Annotated in this window: 19 protein-coding genes and 1 pseudogene; 14 read left to right on the top strand and 6 right to left on the bottom strand. The window is 39.4% G+C overall.

Translation table 11 applies throughout. The features are described from left to right. Positions 1 to 3 precede the first annotated feature (3 nt). From ACFQWC_RS06460 to ACFQWC_RS06440, 5 genes are all read left to right on the top strand, one after another. Positions 4 to 795: an ABC transporter permease subunit gene (locus tag ACFQWC_RS06460; protein ID WP_299741239.1), complete on the top strand. Its 792-nt coding sequence runs from the start codon at positions 4 to 6 to the stop codon at positions 793 to 795. 15 nt (positions 796 to 810) lie between these two features. Further along, on the top strand, positions 811 to 1,605 hold the full coding sequence (locus tag ACFQWC_RS06455; protein WP_341357927.1) for an ABC transporter permease subunit: 795 nt from the start codon (positions 811 to 813) through the stop codon (positions 1,603 to 1,605). A gap of 223 nt (positions 1,606 to 1,828) precedes the next feature. Then, positions 1,829 to 2,491 (top strand): type 1 glutamine amidotransferase domain-containing protein, encoded by a 663-nt coding sequence (locus ACFQWC_RS06450; RefSeq protein ID WP_299741241.1) that lies wholly within the window; start codon positions 1,829 to 1,831, stop codon positions 2,489 to 2,491. A gap of 65 nt (positions 2,492 to 2,556) precedes the next feature. Beyond that, the gene (locus ACFQWC_RS06445; RefSeq protein ID WP_377106587.1) at positions 2,557 to 2,850 is read left to right on the top strand and encodes a putative quinol monooxygenase; all 294 of its coding nucleotides are present in this window, start codon (positions 2,557 to 2,559) and stop codon (positions 2,848 to 2,850) included. A gap of 110 nt (positions 2,851 to 2,960) precedes the next feature. Further along, on the top strand, positions 2,961 to 3,836 hold the full coding sequence (locus ACFQWC_RS06440) for a LysR family transcriptional regulator (protein WP_299741243.1): 876 nt from the start codon (positions 2,961 to 2,963) through the stop codon (positions 3,834 to 3,836). Positions 3,837 to 3,884: 48 nt separating this feature from the next. Here ACFQWC_RS06440 and ACFQWC_RS06435 read toward each other — a convergent pair whose 3' ends face one another. From ACFQWC_RS06435 to ACFQWC_RS06425, 3 genes are all read right to left on the bottom strand, one after another. Continuing rightward, positions 3,885 to 4,379 (bottom strand): DinB family protein, encoded by a 495-nt coding sequence (locus tag ACFQWC_RS06435; RefSeq protein WP_299741244.1) that lies wholly within the window; start codon positions 4,377 to 4,379, stop codon positions 3,885 to 3,887. Positions 4,380 to 4,513: 134 nt separating this feature from the next. Further along, positions 4,514 to 5,965: an MDR family MFS transporter gene (locus tag ACFQWC_RS06430; RefSeq protein ID WP_377106584.1), complete on the bottom strand. Its 1,452-nt coding sequence runs from the start codon at positions 5,963 to 5,965 to the stop codon at positions 4,514 to 4,516. 130 nt (positions 5,966 to 6,095) lie between these two features. Continuing rightward, complete coding sequence (locus ACFQWC_RS06425) at positions 6,096 to 9,155, bottom strand: efflux RND transporter permease subunit (RefSeq protein WP_377106582.1); 3,060 nt, start codon at positions 9,153 to 9,155, stop codon at positions 6,096 to 6,098. Between the two features lie 214 nt (positions 9,156 to 9,369). On the opposite strand from ACFQWC_RS06425, the gene ACFQWC_RS06420 reads away from it, so the two are divergent. Both ACFQWC_RS06420 and ACFQWC_RS06415 read left to right on the top strand, forming a co-directional pair. Next, positions 9,370 to 10,254: a TetR/AcrR family transcriptional regulator gene (locus ACFQWC_RS06420; protein ID WP_377106580.1), complete on the top strand. Its 885-nt coding sequence runs from the start codon at positions 9,370 to 9,372 to the stop codon at positions 10,252 to 10,254. A 322-nt stretch (positions 10,255 to 10,576) separates the two neighbouring features. Continuing rightward, the gene (locus ACFQWC_RS06415) at positions 10,577 to 11,779 is read left to right on the top strand and encodes a M14 family zinc carboxypeptidase (protein ID WP_377106578.1); all 1,203 of its coding nucleotides are present in this window, start codon (positions 10,577 to 10,579) and stop codon (positions 11,777 to 11,779) included. Positions 11,780 to 11,824: 45 nt separating this feature from the next. On the opposite strand, the gene ACFQWC_RS06410 is transcribed toward ACFQWC_RS06415, so the two are convergent. Then, on the bottom strand, positions 11,825 to 12,229 hold the full coding sequence (locus tag ACFQWC_RS06410; protein WP_377107257.1) for a VOC family protein: 405 nt from the start codon (positions 12,227 to 12,229) through the stop codon (positions 11,825 to 11,827). 105 nt (positions 12,230 to 12,334) lie between these two features. On the opposite strand from ACFQWC_RS06410, the gene ACFQWC_RS06405 reads away from it, so the two are divergent. From ACFQWC_RS06405 to ACFQWC_RS06390, 4 genes and pseudogenes are all read left to right on the top strand, one after another. Continuing rightward, a complete protein-coding gene (locus ACFQWC_RS06405; protein WP_377106576.1) occupies positions 12,335 to 12,967 on the top strand; it encodes an RNA polymerase sigma factor in 633 nt (210 codons plus the stop codon). Positions 12,968 to 12,981: 14 nt separating this feature from the next. Then, a complete protein-coding gene (locus tag ACFQWC_RS06400; RefSeq protein ID WP_377106574.1) occupies positions 12,982 to 13,455 on the top strand; it encodes a GyrI-like domain-containing protein in 474 nt (157 codons plus the stop codon). Positions 13,456 to 13,604: 149 nt separating this feature from the next. Beyond that, positions 13,605 to 13,715 (top strand): annotated as a pseudogene (locus tag ACFQWC_RS06395) (VOC family protein); the annotation flags it as partial. Between the two features lie 107 nt (positions 13,716 to 13,822). Further along, positions 13,823 to 14,395 carry a sugar O-acetyltransferase gene (locus ACFQWC_RS06390; RefSeq protein WP_377106572.1) on the top strand — a complete coding sequence of 191 codons (573 nt, stop codon included), beginning with the start codon at positions 13,823 to 13,825 and terminating at the stop codon, positions 14,393 to 14,395. Between the two features lie 56 nt (positions 14,396 to 14,451). On the opposite strand, the gene ACFQWC_RS06385 is transcribed toward ACFQWC_RS06390, so the two are convergent. Further along, the gene (locus tag ACFQWC_RS06385; protein WP_377106570.1) at positions 14,452 to 15,087 is read right to left on the bottom strand and encodes a glycosyltransferase; all 636 of its coding nucleotides are present in this window, start codon (positions 15,085 to 15,087) and stop codon (positions 14,452 to 14,454) included. Positions 15,088 to 15,868: 781 nt separating this feature from the next. Here ACFQWC_RS06385 and ACFQWC_RS06380 point away from each other — a divergent pair. Together ACFQWC_RS06380 and ACFQWC_RS06375 are read left to right on the top strand one after the other, a co-directional pair. Next, complete coding sequence (locus ACFQWC_RS06380) at positions 15,869 to 16,708, top strand: N-acetylmuramoyl-L-alanine amidase (RefSeq protein WP_377106568.1); 840 nt, start codon at positions 15,869 to 15,871, stop codon at positions 16,706 to 16,708. A gap of 110 nt (positions 16,709 to 16,818) precedes the next feature. Then, the gene (locus ACFQWC_RS06375; RefSeq protein WP_377106566.1) at positions 16,819 to 17,133 is read left to right on the top strand and encodes a DUF3892 domain-containing protein; all 315 of its coding nucleotides are present in this window, start codon (positions 16,819 to 16,821) and stop codon (positions 17,131 to 17,133) included. A gap of 311 nt (positions 17,134 to 17,444) precedes the next feature. Here the strand turns inward: ACFQWC_RS06375 and ACFQWC_RS06370 are convergent, their stop codons facing one another. After that, complete coding sequence (locus tag ACFQWC_RS06370) at positions 17,445 to 17,681, bottom strand: hypothetical protein (RefSeq protein WP_299741256.1); 237 nt, start codon at positions 17,679 to 17,681, stop codon at positions 17,445 to 17,447. Between the two features lie 205 nt (positions 17,682 to 17,886). Here ACFQWC_RS06370 and ACFQWC_RS06365 point away from each other — a divergent pair, with 205 nt between their 5' ends. Next, complete coding sequence (locus ACFQWC_RS06365) at positions 17,887 to 19,362, top strand: flavin monoamine oxidase family protein (protein ID WP_377106564.1); 1,476 nt, start codon at positions 17,887 to 17,889, stop codon at positions 19,360 to 19,362. The last annotated feature ends 24 nt before the right edge of the window (positions 19,363 to 19,386 follow it).

Here is a 19,386-nt window from a genome sequence, read left to right as displayed (position 1 = left end):
TCTATGAATATCTTTCTGTATGAACTGAAGGCTTATCGTAAGTCAACGTTTATTTGGACCGTTTCACTCGTTGTGTTAGTGATCCTGTTTATGTCGATGTTTCCTTCTATATCTAAAGAAATTGATGAATTTAAGAAACTCCTGGAAGGATTCCCAGAAGGAGTGAGAAAAGCGTTAGGTATTCAGGTCGACAGTATCGGTTCTCTAAATGGTTATTATTCGTATATCTTTTTGTACATCACACTATGCGGTGCGATTCAAGCCATGAATCTTGGAATCTCAATTAGTTCTAAGGAAATTCGTGAAAAGACAGCCGACTTTCTATTGACCAAACCAGTTACCCGGACGAAGATCCTTGCGTCTAAAATACTCGCAGCTTTAACATCGCTGCTTTTTACAAATATCGTGTATGTGGTTGCAGCAGTCATTGTGGCGAACGTGGTAAAAGTGGAGAATTTCAGTCTGTATGTATTCTTGCTGATTTCTCTAACTCTACTATTCACCCAATTGATTATGTTTGCCATCGGAATCATCATTGCCGTAGTATTTCCAAAGGTGAAATCGGTAATCAGCTTATCGCTTGGCGTCGTGTTTGCCTTTTTTCTAATTGGTATGGTTGCAGCTGCTGAGGAGACAACTCGTTATTTTTCTCCATTTAAATACTTTGACTATAGCTATATCTTGAACCAAGAGGGATATGAATGGTCATTCCTGATCTTAGGGATCTTCTTGATTGTCCTTTCACTGATCGGAAGCTTCGTTATTTACAACAAAAAAGATATCCATACGGTATAAGGGGAGGGGAACAAGATGAACGTATATATTAGAGAAATGAAGGCTCACCGCAAATCCCTCATCATTTGGTGCATAGGGATGGTAGCGTTGATCGGTTCGGGGATGGGGAAGTTTGCAGGATTCTCTTCTTCAGGTCAATCCATGAATGAGCTAATGGCCCAAATGCCTAAATCACTCCAAGCATTTCTAGGCGTAGGTAGTCTCGATATGTCGACGGCCAGTGGATTTTATGGAGTGCTCTTTCTGTATATAGTGTTGCTCTCTACCATTCATGCTGCAATGATTGGTGCAACAATCATCTCAAAGGAAGAAAGGGATAAAACCGTAGAGTTTTTGTTTGTTAAACCCCTGCCCAGGAAGAAAATCATAGTGATTAAATTGTTGGCAGCTCTCACGCAAGTCGGGATTCTGTTGATCATCACATGGTCAGCTTCTTTATTCATAGTAGGAAGCTATAGTGATGGAGAGCACATCATCAGCGATATTGGAATGACCATGGTAGGAATGTTTATATTACAAGTACTATTTTTAGTAATCGGAACAGCGATTGCAGCTTTGACCAAAATGCCTGGAAAAGCCGCTACATTAGCAACAGGTGTTTTATTAGCCACCTTCATCCTTTCCTTTGCCATAGACTTGAGCGGAAAACTCGAAGGCTTGAAATATCTCACACCATTCAAATACTTTGAAGCGAAGAATGTGATGGATGGTGGTTTGGAATCGGGATTCGTAGGAATATCAGTTGTTTTGATAGGCGTGCTGGCAGTATCTACGTTTGTGTTTTATGATAAGCGGGATTTGAATGTGTAGGCAAAGAAGCCCATCCTTATTTAAAAGGATGGGCTTTTTTATATAGTCTGAATTTGAAGTAGAGTCAACGTCACTGGTAAGAACCCACAAGTATAAAAACTTTTCGACTAAAGCTATAAATATATTTATACTAATAACCAAATTAACTAATTTGTATTATGTATCATCCCCCATTACAATTAACTTCGTAAGGTAAACAAATATAAATTTGGAGGGATAAATAATGAGTAAAAATATATTAATGGTCGTTACAACGGCTGACAAGATGAATGAGGATCATAAAACAGGACTTTGGTTATCGGAATTTGGTGAAGCATATGTTGAATTTGCTCGTTTAGGGTATTCCGTTACAGTAGCAAGTCCACTGGGTGGAAAAGCACCGGTTGATGCCCGCAGCTTAGAGGGGGATACCCCTCAAGACATATTAGACACAGCGAAGTATCTGGAAAACACGTTGAAACTTGAAGATATCATAGATCATTCTCAATTTGATGCTATTTTCTTACCAGGTGGGCACGGGACGATGTTTGATCTGCCGGATAATTCAAAACTTCAAGATATCATTCGAGAATTATACGAAGGGGATAAAGTGGTAGCGGCTGTATGTCACGGACCCGCTGGACTAGTCGGAGTGAAATTATCAGATGGAACCCCATTAGTAGCAGGGAAAGCAGTTACAGCTTTTACAGATGAAGAAGAGAAGGAAACGACACTAGATCGCTTTATGCCTTTCCTTTTAGAAACACGATTGCGCGAGCTTGGAGCAGAATTTGTTGCTACAGCAAATTGGACCGATCATATCCAAGTGGCCGGAAACATTATCACAGGTCAAAATCCACAATCAACTGTGAGTGTAGCAAAAGAAGTTGTAAAGAGATTAAGCTAACAGGTATAGGTTCATTACTTTTACAATAATATGTTGGTAGAATAATGATTGGCAGGAGGGCTAAAATGTCATCAATTACGATTACCGCAATCCTGACTGCAAAGCCTGGTAGGGAACAGCAACTATATCAAGAATTAATCCAAGTGATAACACCTTCTCGCCGGGAAGATGGATGCATCGAATATTCGCTTCATCAATCATTAGCAAATAACGCGACCTTTGTTTTTTATGAAACATGGGAGAGTGAAGAAGCTCTGGCATCTCATATTGAATCTGAGCATTACAATCGTTATCGACAAAACACAGAAACACTGGTTGAGAAAAGAGAAGTATATCGGCTGCAGAAAGTAGATATATAAGATGAGCACCGTCCTTTTGTGGACGGTGCTTTCAAATAAATTCTGTTATAGATATACTAAAAAAAGAATTAGCTGAGGATATAAAAATTTTATCGAAGGGAGTGATCACTATGATTGATTTTGAATGGTATCGCAGTTTTATTAGTATTTATAAGCATCGTTCCGTATCCGCTGCAGCGAAAGCGCGTATTTTGACTCAGCCAGCGATGAGCCAGCATCTATCGGCATTAGAGTCTGAAGTGGGCGAACCACTGTTTATCCGTGCACCACGTAAAATGATTCCCACGCTTAAGGGGAAAGAATTATATACGAAAATTGTGCCTCTCATTGAAAACCTAGAAAGCGCGACCCTTGAGATCAGACACGCTTCTTCTAAAACGTCCCTTGCGCCCATCGTTCGGTTTGGTTCCCCTGCTGAATACTTCACGAAAGCAGTCATCCCTCAGTTGAAGGATATCGACATACGTTTTATCGTTCAATTTAGTACCGCCGGTTTATTATTGGAAAAGTTGGAGAAAGATGAACTCGACTTTACCATAACAACTCAAAAGCTGAACACGTCTTCGATTGAGTATGTCAAGATAGTAGAAGAAGAATTTGTTGTTGTCACACCGGCTAGCTATTCTTCAAGTGCCGTTGAAATTTCAGATATTGAAGTGTGGTTAATGGAACAGAAGTGGTTAAGCTATGGAGTCGAGCTCCCGATTGTTAGAAGATACTGGAGAGAACATTTCGGCAAGAGACCTGAAGTGCCACCGATTCACATTGTACCGGATCTTCGGACGATTCTAGAAGCGATTGAAAACGGTATGGGAGTAAGTATTCTTCCAACGTATTTATTAAAAGATAGTCTGGAGGCAAAGAGGTCAAAGGTAATGTTCCCTCATCTTTCCGTAAACAATACGATTTATGCTGCATATAAGATCGAACATCGGAGTAATCCAGTGATAGAGGGTATAGTCAAAAAGTTAAAGGGAGAAGAGTGATGAAAAAGGATCTTTTCCATAAGGGAAAAGATCCTTTTTCGAATAGATTTATAATTTTCCCTTTAGTTCTTCAATCTGCTCTAAATGCCTCTTCTCATGATATCCAATAAACGGTACCCATTCATCTAAACGGATAAGTCCGAAAACGGGATGGGGATATGCTTTTTTTTGTAGAGCTTCTTTATGTGTTGTATCCAGAAATGTTAGAAGGTCTTTTCGTGATTCTTCAAGTTTGTCCTTCATTTCTTGAAGTGTAAGGTTTTCTTCAGTAGGAACGACAAATGGAGGTGCATCTACTTTCGTCGACCGATTTACCGTATAGTGAATCGGCTTCGACGATACTTCCTGCTCTTCACCTCTAGCTAAAGTTGTTTGAATCGCTTTCGTCAACGATTTCTCCATTAGATACAGGTGATCAAGCACTTGCATGATTGTCCATCGGCCTTCTTCAATTCTTTTGTTCAATTCATCATTCGTTAAATCGCTCACACTATTCAATAGGTCAGAACGGATGTCCTCAATCATGGTAATCTCTTTATCCAAATAAGTTCCTCCTCATGGGTGGTTTCACCATCATTTTACTCTTTTAGAGAGATTAACGTACAGTAATAGCACTTTTTCAAAAAAAGCTCAGGAATCTGAGCTTTTCAGGTAATATGGTGTTTTGTTAACGTACTTTAACTTTCACTTCCAGTCTTTTCTCCTTCTCCATCAAAATCAGGAGCAACAGCTTTCCGGATAAATAACGAAATAAAGAAAGCGACAGCAGCTAAGGCAAGAGCAAACCAATAAGCATGATGTACACCGTAGGTCATGGCCTTGTTTAAGAGTCCTTCTGTTAACTCACCCGATTGCCCTTCAATATACCCGGCCTGACTTTGAGTCATGATGCTGACAAAGATTGAAACACCTAAAGCTCCAGCGACTGGCTGCAGGGTGTTTGCAATGGCGGTACCATGTGGATATAAATGTTTCGGTAGTTCATTTAAACCATTCGTTTGTGCAGGCATCATGATGGCTGAAATGGAAAGCATCAAAACCATATAGAAAAGAACGAATAACCAGATCGGTGTAGATGGGTTAATTGTGCTAAAGAATATCATTACCCCGACTAATGTTAAGGTTCCTGGAATGATCAGTTTTCTTGGGCCGTACTTATCAAAAAGCGATCCCATCGTTGGAGACATTAGCCCATTTAAAAGTGCCCCGGGAAGTAATAATAATCCGGCTGCTTTTGCAGAGTATCCGAGAGGTCCTTGTAAATACATAGGCATGACGATTTCCGATGCAAACATAGCCATGATGACGATGACGAAAATCGATACTCCTCTCGCATAGCTTTTATAACGGAAAACACGAACATCGAGAAGTGGTTCATCAAGCTTTAACTGCCGTAAGACGAATAGAATCAAGCTTATTATCGCAATTGAAATAATCACAATGATTTTCAGAGACGTAAACCCTGCAGATTCTTCTCCCGCCGAACTAAATCCGTAAACAATTCCTCCAATACCAATCGAAGAAAGGATAATGGACAAGATATCCACACTTGGTCGAGTGATTTCGCCGACATTTTGTAAATATTTTAGAGCGAATAGAATAGAGAATACGGCGAAGGGAATGACCGTTATGAATAACCATCTCCACCCTAACAAGTCGACAATCACGCCAGAAAGAGTCGGTCCGATCGCTGGTGCAAACATAATCACCAGTCCAAACGTACCCATGATTTTACCACGGACTTCAGGCCTGTAAATAAGTAATAAGGCATTCATGATGACAGGAATGAGTAAACCGGTACCAACGGCCTGGATCATCCGGCCAGCAAGTAACATAGGGAAATTCAGGGCACATGCAGCAATCACCGTGCCTAGAAGAAACACACTCATTACACCAATAAACATTTGACGAGTCGTGAACCATTGGATAAGAAGGGCGGAGATTGGCATCAGCACACCCATCACGAGCATGAATCCTGTTGCTAACCACTGAACCGTGGGAGCATCGACGTTAAATACGGCCATTAATTCGGTTAGGGCGATATTTAACAACGTTTCATTTAATATAGCAAAAAAAGCACCTATCATAAAAGTAATGAGGATCGCTTTTGAATTGATATTTGATGACATGTTGTTCCTCCATTAAAGATTAAAATAAAATACTTATCTATAATGCTTGATTTTGAATGATTTCTCAAGTGAATTGTTCCATATACCACGAAAAAGAGGGGTGTCACATGGACATCCCTCTAGACCATTCTTATGCTTCGCGCTTTCTTCTTCTAAAGCGGTGAAAGACAAGATACATCATCGGAACTATGATCAGCGTTAATACAGCTGAGAACAGGATACCTGAAATAATGGTAACAGCAAGTGGTGTAAAAAGGGCATCTCCACTGACTGCAACTGGAATAAGTGCAACAATTGATGTGAGAGCCGTTAATAGAATTGGGCGAATTCGGGTCCGTCCTGATTCCACGACAGCTTCTTTCACACCCATACCATTCTTCAATCCTTGCTCAATAAACTCAATTAACACGACAGAGTTCCTCACAACAATACCGGTTAATGATACCATACCCATAACACCCAGGAAGCTGATTGGGGTTTGAGTAACGAATAACCCTAGAATCGCACCTGCAATGGCAAGATAAACCGCGACAAGAACTAAGAACGGAAGTGATAAAGAATTAAATTGAAGGGCAATGACTAGATACACAAGGAAAATGACGATTGTAAATAGGACTGTAATCTCCGCAAAGAAGTCATTCTGAGCTTCATTCTCTCCACCTAATGTAATGGAATAATTGTTGTCGTCAAGGTTTTCTCGTACATCTTTCACGATATCCTGGACATTTTCTTTATAGTTCTCTTCATTCTCAGGGAAAGCACGAATCGTGATTGCACGCTCTCCGTCTTTATGAGGGATGAGTTGAAGCTCTTCTTTCTTCTCAGGAGTCACTAGCTCATCAAGTGAAATCAGCTTTGGTGGTCCAGCAGGATTAGCTATTTCAGCGGGAACCTCTAGAGAAGACAGGTCGACTTCTTCATCATTTCCTTCTAAAACCAGTGTCATATCACGTTTCGTAACACCATTATCAAAGGCTTTCATAGGAATGCCTTCTGTTGCCAATCGAAGCTGTTGGCTGATCTGATTGATTGTAATTCCATTTTCCTCAAGAAGCTCGCGGTTTGGAACATATTCAATCGTTGGCTCCATTTCTCCAACATTATCAACCACTAGATCAGTTTCCAGTTTTTCAATTTCAGATGAAATCGTGTCACGAAGTTCAATTAATTGTTCCATCTCAGGACCAGAAACCGTAACTGTAACGGGAGCTCCTGCAGGAGGACCTTGTTGGATCGTTTCCATGAAGATCTTCGCATCTGGATATTCTTCCCTCAGTTTGTCAGTCCACTCGTCAATCAGTCCTTGAGCCGTTTGGTTTTCACGATCGACTCTCGCGACCAATTGACCTGTATTTTGACCGGAATTTGAAAGAGAGCTGTTAAATAAGTTAGGTAGTCCCGTACCTGCAAACGCTGAAGTTTCATATACACCTTCGTCTGTTTTTAACAGTTGTTCCATGTCTTCTAAGGTGATCGCTGTTTCTTCAATCGTTGTACCGATTGGTAACGTTACATCAATCGTTACTTCTTCACGGTCAGCTGACGGGAAGAATTCAAACGGTGTAAGGGCAATGAGACCAAAGATGGCGGTTGTGAATACAAGGCCGATGAAAGATACCACGAAAGGTCTTTTTGAAAACTTTTTCAATACACTGTCAGCATAAAAATCAGCGAGCTTATTCAATGGCTTCCCTAATAAACCAGGAGCATCAGAAACTTTTTTCGTTGTTTTACTGTAAAGCAGATATCTCAAGATTGGAACGAATATCAGCGCTACAAGTGTTGAAGCAATAATAGTCGTAATTAATACTGTAGGTAATGCCCTTATAAATGCCCCATTCCCCCCTGATAAGAAAACAAGTGGAAGGAAGGTGAACACTATGGCTAGAGAAGATGTCAGGATCGATACCCAAATTTCTTTTACCCCATTTATGGCTCCCATTAGTGCACGGTCGCCAAGCTTGTAACGACGTTGAATATTATCATTTACTACAATCGAGTCATCAACCAATATACCAAGAGCAATGATGGCACCGATGACAGATATTTGGTTTAAGTCCACGCCTGAAAACGGAAGTGGAATTAGACCTATAAGTACGGAAATCGGAACGGCTAAAGCAACGACGAACGCACCAGAAACCGTAAGTCCAAGAGCCGTAGTCAGGATGACCGCAACAACTGAAATGGCAAGTGACATAAATAATCCATCAAAAATGTCTGTTACAATCGATGCCTGAGAGTAATAAGGTTCAAGTTTCACATCAGATGGAAGAGACTTTGCCAGTTCATCCACTTTGTCGCTTACTTTCTCATCCACAGAAGGGATATCTTCCCCAGCCTGAACAAATGCTGTAAAGGATAGGGATGGCTTACCTTCAAATGTAACAATATCTTTTACTTCTTTAGACGAAACGTTAATGTTGGCTATATCTTGTAAATAGACCGATTCTCCTTGAGGGTTCTTACCAACAAAAAGCTCGTTCATTTCATCAAGAGTCGAGTAGTGATCTACCGTTAATTGAACGACTTCGTTATCGACTTCTTGCTTTCCTAGAGGAGTGGGATAGTATTCATCATTAATCGCACTCATGACAGTGGAAGGATTAAGTCCGGACTCTTTTAGTTCATCCTGTTTTAATTCAATGACAATTTCTTCTTCGGGTAATCCTTTTACCGTTACACTGGAGACACCAGTGATTTCCTTGACTTCTTCCTGCCAACGAGTCAATTCTTCACGAAGAGCGAAAAGTGTCTCTTCACTATCACTTGTAAGGTGATACGAAACAATCGGCATTTTTACAGTGGATTCGTTAATTTCCGGATCGAATACCTCGTCAGGAAAAGAGGTGGAAGCATCTGAAACCGCTTGTCGAACATCTCCAAACACTTCTTTTTTGTTTTCTCCATCTTCAACCTCTACAATAATAGTAGAGAAACCGGCTGAAGAGGAGGAACTGATTTCTTTAATTCCATCAATGGATTGCAGAGAAGATTCGATGGGATTGGTCACTGTCCTCTCAACAGAGTCAACGGTTGCACCAGGATAAACGGTGCTGACCGTTCCAATGTTCACGCTTGTTTCAGGTATTTCTCTCTGTGGTAATTGTAGAAAAGTGAAAATACCGATAATCACAAATAATAAGATAAAAATCAGTGTGATTTTGGAACGGTTTAAAATAGCCTTCAACATAGATGTTGTCCTCCTTTAAAAATATTTGACTCATGGGTCAAATTATTTTTTATTAATTTGATTATTCGCTGTTATAACAGTTATTTATTTGGTTGACTCACTAGTCATTTTACCTGTATTTTTTCTGTAGTCAAGAAATAATGCTCTTCTATTTTTGGGGGAGTATGGTTAAAATGGTAGAGTGAATTTTTCTTTGGATATAGAGGTGTGAAAAATGGATAAACGTAAATCAATACTCGAATCAGCCGTGGAGCTCTTTGCAGAACACGGATATAATCAAACGTCCATGCAGCAAATCGCCGAAAGTGTCGGCATATCAAAGGGCTCCCTGTACTCATTCTTTCAATCAAAAGAAGATTTAATCATATCGATTTATGAACATTATCAGCAACTTGTCTTCGAACGGGCTTTTGTCGTCGGACTAGAAGGGAATTTACCACCTCTTGAACGATTCGCAAAACAGTTCCAAGTACAATTTGAAGGGATACTCGAATACAAATCTTATATGAAAATGCACATGCGGGGAGAGTCCGCGAAGAACAGTGAGAAATTGGCTGCAATGGAACACCGTATGAGAGGACGGTTGTTTAGCTGGCTTGAGCATAATCTATTAGAAGTATTTGGTGGTAAGATCAAGCCATACAAATGGGACCTCATGTGGATGACACAATCCATCTATGCATCATATATGATGCTTTTGATTTCTACTGATGATGCCCTGGACCCTTCTATTCTCGGGAAACATTTAGTGAGACAGATTTCTCTCCTTGCTGGAGACTTTCTTGAAGGAAAGAGCAAGCCATTGTTGGATGATGAGATGATGAAATCATTTTCCGTTAGCATGGACCGGGAAGGAGCCTTCATTTCATTTGAAGAGAGGGAGAACGCTTGGAAGAGTTTGTATGAGAAAATAAGGGGGTTGAGTGAAGATCGTGTAAAGTATTACATGAACATTGCCAATCGGATCTCACAAGAATGCCGCCAGTCTAATCAAGATGAGTTGATTATAAGAGGGTTGTTCAGATTGATGATGGATGAAGAGAATTTGAAAAATGAAGCGATAGAGTTAGAAAAGCAACTCCTTCCTGAGAGTGTATAGGGAAGGAGTTTTTTTATTTGTCATTGTTTTTTTAGGTAGTGTGATCAGAAGTGAGGAAGGAAGGTTTGCTTTAAGAGGGATGAGAAGAGCGGGGGATACCTGGTTTTTTATATACCTTCTTTCATCGTTAAAGGTGAGCACACCTCGATAGATAAATAGACATAAAATCAAGTCTGTACTTTCTGAATATTCTACATCTTTAGACATGTATGTCCATATTACTTCTCCTTAATATTTCCTGTTTTACGTAATGTTGAAGGTGATCCTCATGTAAAGGCAGAAACTGTTTAGGGTACCGAAACATATGGGAGGGAATATATTTATGAAAAAGAAAAAAGTAGTCTCAAGTTTAGCAGCAATTCTTCTTTGTACCAGCATGGCATCAACAAGCTTAGCGTCCAGTTCTCCAAATGGAAATTTAACAAATGATCGGGCAAATTTACCAATCTCCGGTTTTACTGATCATGCAGAATTAACGAAGGCTTTACAGAAAATTGCACAGACAAGCCAAGGAAGAGTAGCGCTGGATGTGGCAGGTCGTTCACATAATGGATTAGAGATATATAAAGCAAGGGTGGGAACCGGGGACCGCGTAGTGATGATTCAAAGTGAAATCCACGGGAATGAAAAAACAGGAACGGAAGCTCTTCTGAATATCCTTCAGTACCTCGGGTCGAGTAATTCACCAGAGGCACAGAACATTCGTGAAGAAATTACACTAGTCGTTCTCCCTATGATGAATCCTGACGCAAGTGAATTGAACCGACGTGCGAATGATATGACATGGAGTGAGGTGGTGGAAAAGTTTCCATCATTAGCAGAAGCTACGCCCTCCTGGAATTATTACACTAGGACTCTTCAAGATGTTGATTATAGTGAACGCCCTGGATTTGACGTAAATCGTGACTTTAATCCGGATTTGAATTATAGCGCTCAACCTGCTGATTTTCCCGGAAGTTCAGATCAACCTGGTTGGTATATTACACCTGAATCCCAGACAGTTAGAGATGTTTATAAGAGCTTGAGAGAGGAGTTTGGGAATGTAGATACATTTATTGACTTGCATCATCAAGGTCAATATTACGTCGAGGGGACGGATGATATTGTAACAATGTCCCTATCCGGACAGTTTGTTCCAGATCCTGGTTCACCTGAAGGAAGTGATTATGCTGAGTACGCTGAGAATTATCGATATGATTATTCCAGGCAGTTAAATGTTGCAGCGTATAATGCCTTACAATCCATCGGAAATTCACCGTTTACTAACATTACCCTGTATCAGCAAGACTTAGATCTTCCTGGGACAGCCCTTGGATCATTCGCCCTTAATGGTAGCGGTACTGTGCTGTTCGAAGTAAGAGGACAAACATGGACTCTGGGACAAAAGAAAAAAGGTCAATTAGTAAAAGCAGTTGAGACGGGATTAAATTCAATTATCACCGGTGTGGCTAACGACAGCATTGATGACCTCAATCCAGAAGATTATGAAGATATTCCAGAAACGGCATATAGACCTGGTTTATAGTAATAGAACAGCTGACTCCAATCAGGGGAGTCAGCTTCTTTTGTTCTATTTATACTGTGATTTTTTCACCTGGTCCTGGTGGAAGGGAGAATCTTCAACTTCATTCACTACGCTAAATGGATTATGATCCAAATCGAAAAACTCAAATCCTTTCATTCCTCCAAAGTCTTCAATTTCAGAAGTGACAACTCCAGAGTTCTTTAAATCCTTATGAACCTCCTCAATGTCTTCTACCAAGAAATTAAAGTACACATTCTTCTTTTTCCCACTGATGACAAATTCAGTAGGCTGAGGGGAATCCACTTGAACCAATCCTAATTGAGTGTCACTATTTGGGAAATAAAAACCTGCACCACCATCCCAGGTATCAATCTTTCTTACACCTAAATGCTTTTCATACCATTTCATCGATTTCTCCATGTCCGTCACAGGTATAAATACACTACCCACTTTAAACAAAACACTCACTCCTCCTATTTGGAATTCATTGGTATAACGATTATACTAGAATAAAAGTTACAAATGTTTTTAAATTTTTTTGAAAGGACGAAAAAGTTGATTTTTGAGGAACTGGAAACTACGATTCTAAAACTTTATAAGTATTGTGTAAAGCTCTCTGCTTCTACACCAGAGGCAGAAGACCTTGTTCAGGAGACTCTTTTAAAAACGTACAAATTGAAGAAATCAGAACCTGAACGAGACTTATCCATGTCCTTTCTCTATACCATCGCCAAAAACCTTTTTATTGATGGAAAAAGAAAAAGAAACGGGCTTGTTTTAATCAATGAGGATTATCATTTCCAATCAAAAGACTTTATCGAATATGACGCTCTGTTGGAATGTCTATTTACAGCTTTACCCCTTAAGCAAGCTATGCTTCTCACATTGAAAGATGTGTTTGGCTACTCATCTAAAGAAATCGCCTCTATGCTTCGAATCAGCGATGCATCCGTAAAAACCGCTCTTCATCGAGCTAGGAATAAAATAGTGAAGGGTGTACCTTATGAAAATTCAGATGAAAAGATCCTTCGTGAAATAACAAACTCCATCAAAGAATCAAATTCCTTACGATTATTTCAGTATTATCGCCTACTAGAAACCAAGTATTACAATACCTCGAGAAGCGCAGTGAATACCCTTTGTTATGTGGTTGATCCAGATGGAAATGTGTTAGAAATCATCAATTAAGGAGGTTTAAGAAAATGATTACGCGTAACATAAAAGTGAAAGAAATTGGTGGATTGAACTTAGTAGGGTTTCGAGTCGTATGTCCTGGTGACGAGTACATCATAGAAATCCCAAAAGCTGCTGCTAAATTGAAAGAAAGGGTCGATGAGATTCAACATCTTGTAAATAAGCAGATTCAACTAGGTGCGTTTGTAGCAGAGGATGCTACTGTCGATTTGGATGGATACTGGGTAGGGATGGAAGTGGAGAAGATTGAAGTTATTCCCCCAGGCATGGTGTCATTAACTATTCCTCCCCAAGCCTATGTAAGCACCTTTTATCAAGGGACGAATCATGGAATTAGAGATGCATATCGTGACATGCATGAATGGGCAGAGATAAACGGATATGCAAGAAGAAGAGATTTATGGCATGTAGAGAGATTTTATCGTTTTGATAATAGTGATCAGGTTGAAGTGGAATTGTTGGATACAGTTGATTTGAAGTGATTAGATGACTGACTCTGATAGTGGAGTCGTTTTTTTTGATTGGATGTAAGTTGGTAAGGGATTTTGTTTTATTCATGTAGAAAAATTGGTTGCAACGCCTTTTAATTTTAAATATGAAAATAAATATCTGCATCGAAATAGTTATAGGCGGGAGTGTGCTAATACCTTTGGAGGAATCTCCGTTTAGTGAGAAATTTGCCTGGGTTGAGGACAGGTTTGGTGTGTCATGGCAGTTGAATTTATCGAAGAGAGAGGAATGATTGGATCCTTACACTAGGTGAGGGAGTGTTTTGTTGATATATTTTTTTTAGAAAAAGAGATAGAATAGGGTTCTGGTATTGTCACTACAAAAGATGGAGGCACACATATGAAAACTGAAAAACAGAAAATGCTCGATGGAGAACTTTACGAACCATGGGATCCTCAATTAATGGAAGAGAGAAAACAAGCACGTTTTTTAACACGCATGCTTAATCAAACGACAGAAGAAGAAGAAGGGGATAGAGTAGTTGCCATAAAAAAATTGTTCGGATCTACTGGGGAAAGCGTTTATTTAGAGCCTAACTTCAGATGTGATTATGGATATAACATTCACGTGGGCAACCACTTCTTTGCTAATTTTAACTGTGTGATATTAGATGTGTGTGAAGTCCGCATCGGTGAAAATTGTATGCTCGCACCTGGAGTACATATTTACACAGCGACTCATCCAATGAATCCGGTTGAGAGAAACAAAGGACCGGAATTTGGGAAGCCTGTCAAAATAGGAGACAACTGCTGGATTGGTGGAGGCGCAATCATTAATCCCGGAGTGACGATAGGTGATAATGTGGTTATAGCTTCAGGCGCTGTTGTGACAAAGAATGTCCCTTCTAATGTCGTGGTGGGTGGAAATCCTGCCCGTATCATCAAGGAGATTGACTTGGAAGAGAAGAGATAAGCGTATTTATAAAGCAGAGTAAAGCAGCTGGAATCAATCTATCCCAGCTGCCATGATTAGAACTTCTCTGGAAACTGCTTGACAATTCCGCCCGATAGGACATCAGCCAGGTGAAGAATATGTGCTTTCCCTTTATCAAAGCTTGTTATGTTTCCTTTCCAGTCTTTCTTGATTCGTGCAATCGCTTCATCGGTGACGAATTGCAAGTGCATATATAACAGGTCTTTAAGCGCATTTTCAGACCAGTAAGGATTTGCTTTTGCTAAGAATCCTGCAATGTCATCTGCATTTTGATACCATTCTTTGTTAAATTTCTCCACTTCTGCTTGCTTTCCATTTTTAGCAGCATCAACGATTTTTCCTGCCAATACAATATGCTCAGTCAACAAATCAGCTAGCTTATTCCCAGCCTCTTCACCATAATAAGGTTTAATTGCATTTCCGATGTCTTTCTGGTTTTGAAGTAATCTTGCAAGAACCACATCTTGATCCTCTAATTCATCAACGGCACTAATAATATAATTCCTGGTATAGATAACATGATCGTTCCATAAAATTCTAATGTCTTCTTTTGCTTTCATGCTGGCTTCACTCACACATTCAGCCTGCTTTGCTTCAGCTGAAGCACCGATCCCAGGAAAGTAAGAAAGAGTGATCAGCACAACCATTACAAGAAATCCAATCTTTTTCATTAAAAAACCTCCATTCATTTAGCTTTGCCCCATTATTATTTACTTCTTTTCCCCATTCACTCATAAAAACTCAATCGGAAAAATATGTTAATTTAAAAATTGAGAGGGACGGACCTTGAATCTTCAAACGTACGAAACCTACATTTACGCTTAGGGAGCAGGTGCGCTGTAGTTGAAAAGAGGGAGGTAAGTGGCATGTCGGCAAACCTCTCACTTTTTGGATGCGCAATACATTGGGAAAAATAAAAAAGGCTGCCAATTTTCAAAAAAACCGTTGCTTGTCCTCACCAATTAGCCACTTTCGACATAAAGTGTTCTATGGAGGTGATGCTTTGGCAAGAAAATTATTAGAATATCTTTTTATCAGGACCTCAGATACACATGCCAAGATTGACTTGGGATCTCCTTCCCTCTCTAATATGCACGTTGCACAGTTCGGGGTTACTCTTCGACCCCTCGTTAAGCAAGAGAACAATGGTTATAAGATCAACAGTTCATACTGAAAAAAATGAAGCGAGCACCAGTATGAAACTCCGCCGATCAATTAAATCAATGATGATGAATAAAGTGAATAAGAACGTGTTTACAGAAATACAATAGAGATAAAAATCTAAGCCCCATAAGAAAGTCACCTCCATTTGATATAGATAAAAAAGAGTTTCCTGTTGTTGAACAGGGAACTCTTTTTTTCACAATGAGGTGATCATAAACATTGAAAATCCAATCAGGCTAGTCCTTCCGTGAATATAGTACTATATATCTAATTTTAGGAGGAATTAAAGTGAAAACACTTATGATTGATCCCGGACATGGGGGATTGGATCCAGGTGCTACTTATAGAGGGTTTGAAGAGAAAGTCTTCAATCTATCGACAGCCCGAATTGTACAAAACTATTTAATGGAAAATTATAAAGTGAATATCATTATGACTAGAACAGAAGACAAAACGCTATCCTTATCAGATCGTTCTACACTTGCTAATGTCTCACAGCCCGATTTCTTCCTATCTATTCATCATAATGCTGGTGGTGGAAGCGGCTTTGAAAGTTATGTTTATAGTGGCAGCGTACCAGCTCAAACCTTTATTTATCAGAATATAATTCATGATGCAGTAATGACTGCAATTAAGCCTTTCAATGTGGTGGACAGAGGGAAAAAGAGAGACAATTTTCATGTATTGAGGGAAACGAACATGCCATCCTTACTGGTGGAGGTTCTTTTTGTAGACAATCCAAGAGATATCTCTTTATTGAACAATGCTGAATTTAGAAATGCCGTTGCTGTGGCCATTGCACGTGGTATCGCGAAGGCGTTAGAATTACCGCCAAAATCGGATAATAAAAAGTCTCTATTTAAGGTGATCGCTGGTTCTTTTACGGAAAGAAAAAATGCAGAAAACAGAGTGAATGAGCTTAAAAAAAATTCCATTGAATCGGTTATCGACATTCTATCAGAATCCAGTAATACCTACTATCGAGTACAGGCCGGTGCTTTTGCAATCAGGGATAATGCTGAAAGCCAAGTGGCTAAATTGAAAATGTTTGGAATCGATTCATTTATTAGTGTTGAGGTGGTAAGTACTAATTTACCCCTGACTCAACCAAAAGAAACTGATTCTTAAGAGTCTCATTAAAGTCAGGCATCAATAATCTGCTCAATAATACATTGGAAGATATTAATAATTCCTGAACTTCCCGCTAATAATAATTATACGTTCGGGAGGTGAATCTTATGGTTGAAAAAAGTTTTGAACAAATTTACGAGGAATACAAACAGCAAGGTAAATTTCAAGCTAAAGTAGAAATGGCTCAGGAGCTGGCATCTGGCGCGGAACAGATTGTAGCCGTTCGCCGAAATGCGGAAGACGATCTCATCGCTTTTAAAACCGAAAGTGGGAGAGAGCTTGATTATATCACTGCACTCAAAGAAGCAAAGTCAGGAAAACTGGCTCATGTAGATGTGATTCATCGATATGGAAGAGATGTTCTTCGCAGTGAACCTGACGGCCTGAAAGAGAATAACCTTAGTGAACTTCCTTCTTTTTAAAAAGTATAAAATAGAGCATAAAACCAGGGTTGGTTTTATGCTCTATTTTATTATTAGGGAAATGCTTTATCAATTAACAACATAATGAATAAATCCTATTTCCACCTTCAATCTTGTACTTTCAATAAATGCTATATCATTCGTTCCCGTTCAACAAAAAATTGCTTCATAACCTTATAATGGCTCGTTTCTACCAATGAAGATTCGAATATATGTCTGAGAAGATAAAGACATAATGTCCCGGCATAATTAAAATCCGGGTACAAAAAAATGCCATCACGATTTACGTAATGGCATCCCATTTTATAACCTTATCTTGAAGGTTCGAGAAGAACAACACTTTCTATGGTTGTAGCCAAAAGGCTGAGGTCTGTAAATTCTTCAACTTTCATTGAATCAACATATGTGATTTGAAAGCATTCTTTGTCCAAATGGTAGGTGACGGTCATAACAGGTGAGTGATCATGACTTGAAATCGTATGAACAATCTCACTATCCTTGAATTCCTTAAGAGTATTGAGCATGGTTACGATATTTTCTAGTGACATATAACATGTCTCCCTTCTACTTGCTCGAGGGATTGACTAAATACAGTCTCGTAGACCCAATGAAATTTAAGTATAACACATAAACGTATAAATAGAAACACTTGTTCTTAAAATCAGTGGAAATGAGCTCTTCGCCACAGAGATCATACGTATACCTCCTTTTTTGACGTCATATGATGTAAGAAAAAGGGAGGTGGGTGATGAGATGGTAAATCAACTTTCAAGAGATGATCCCTACAAATTGAACTATCCAGACGATATGCTGGCCATTATCCGGAATGGATTAAATCCAACTAAGTCTAAAAAAGTGATAATCGTTGGAGCAGGAATGAGTGGTTTAGTCGCAGCTTCTCTACTGAAAAAAGCCGGGCATGACGTAACGATTTTAGAAGGAAATAAACGAATCGGCGGCAGGGTATATACTGTTCGCAAGCCATTCACACCCGGTAATTATTTGGACCTGGGAGCTATGAGGATCCCCGATAACCACAAATTAGTGTTCGAATATATAAGAAAATTCAACCTGCCCTTTCAAGAATTCATCAATAATTCCCCAAGAGATTTACTATTTGTAAACAATATCCTTACAACAAGGGAGATCTATGAAAATAATCCAGGCATTCTACAGTATCCTTTACCAGAAGGTGAGCAGGGAAAAACGGCTTCGGAATTATTCCTTGAAGCAACCAGACCCTTTATCGAATTATATAGAAACAGTGACCATGAGGAACAGCAAAAATTAATAAAAAAATACTCTGGCTATTCGATGGGACAATTTTTAGCAAATAACCCATACGGTAAATCATTATCATTTAATGCAATCCGAAAAATCAATGTCATTCTCGGGATAGAAGGATTCCCTGAATTCTCCTTCGTAGACATTTTAAAAGACATCATTTTCCCTATATTTAGGAAAGAAACCAAATTTTATCAAATAACAGGAGGTAACGACCACTTACCTTATGGATTTGTTCAAGAACTTGGGTCACACATTCTACTGAATCAAAAAGTGAGCCACATTATTCAATCCAATAGAGGAGTAAGTGTTCGATCAAGAGATTCCATTGACGGATTGGTGCGTGAATACAATGCCGATTATGTCATCGTAACCGTACCATTTACTGTCTTTCAGTTTATCGAGGTAGTACCTTATAATTCAATATCCTTTAAAAAGTGGCAGGCGATTCGGGAAGTAACGAATGTTCCAGCCGTGAAAATAGGAATTGAATTTCGTCGTCGCTTCTGGGAAGACTTGAACTACGGAAACATCGTGTCAGATCTTCCCACCCGCTTTACGTATATGCCAAGTCACGAAAAAGGCAGCAACAAACCAGGGGTTATGTTAGCGAGTTACAGCTGGGGCCAGAATGCACTCTTATGGAACAGCAAACCAAAAGAAGAAATCATCAAAGAGGTTTTAGAAGACCTTTCTAAAGTATATGGTGAACAAGTGTATACTGAAATGCTGAATTATGTAGTCTACAACTGGAGTGAAAATCCATTCTCGGCTGGATGTTTTACCCTTTATACCCCTGGTCAGGCAAGTGATATTGGGGATTATATTAAGATACCTGAAGGCAGAATTCATTTTGCTGGAGAGCACACTTCCTCCTTTCATGGTTGGATGGAAGGGGCGGTTGAGTCGGGGGTGAGGGCAGCCAATGAAGTGAATAACAGATAAGGATTTAACGCATGAGAAAACTCA

The sequence above is a fragment of the Rossellomorea sp. GCM10028870 genome, from assembly GCF_042666755.1.
Lineage (GTDB): Bacteria > Bacillota > Bacilli > Bacillales > Bacillaceae_B > Rossellomorea.
This window is presented reverse-complemented; position numbering and strand designations above follow the sequence as displayed.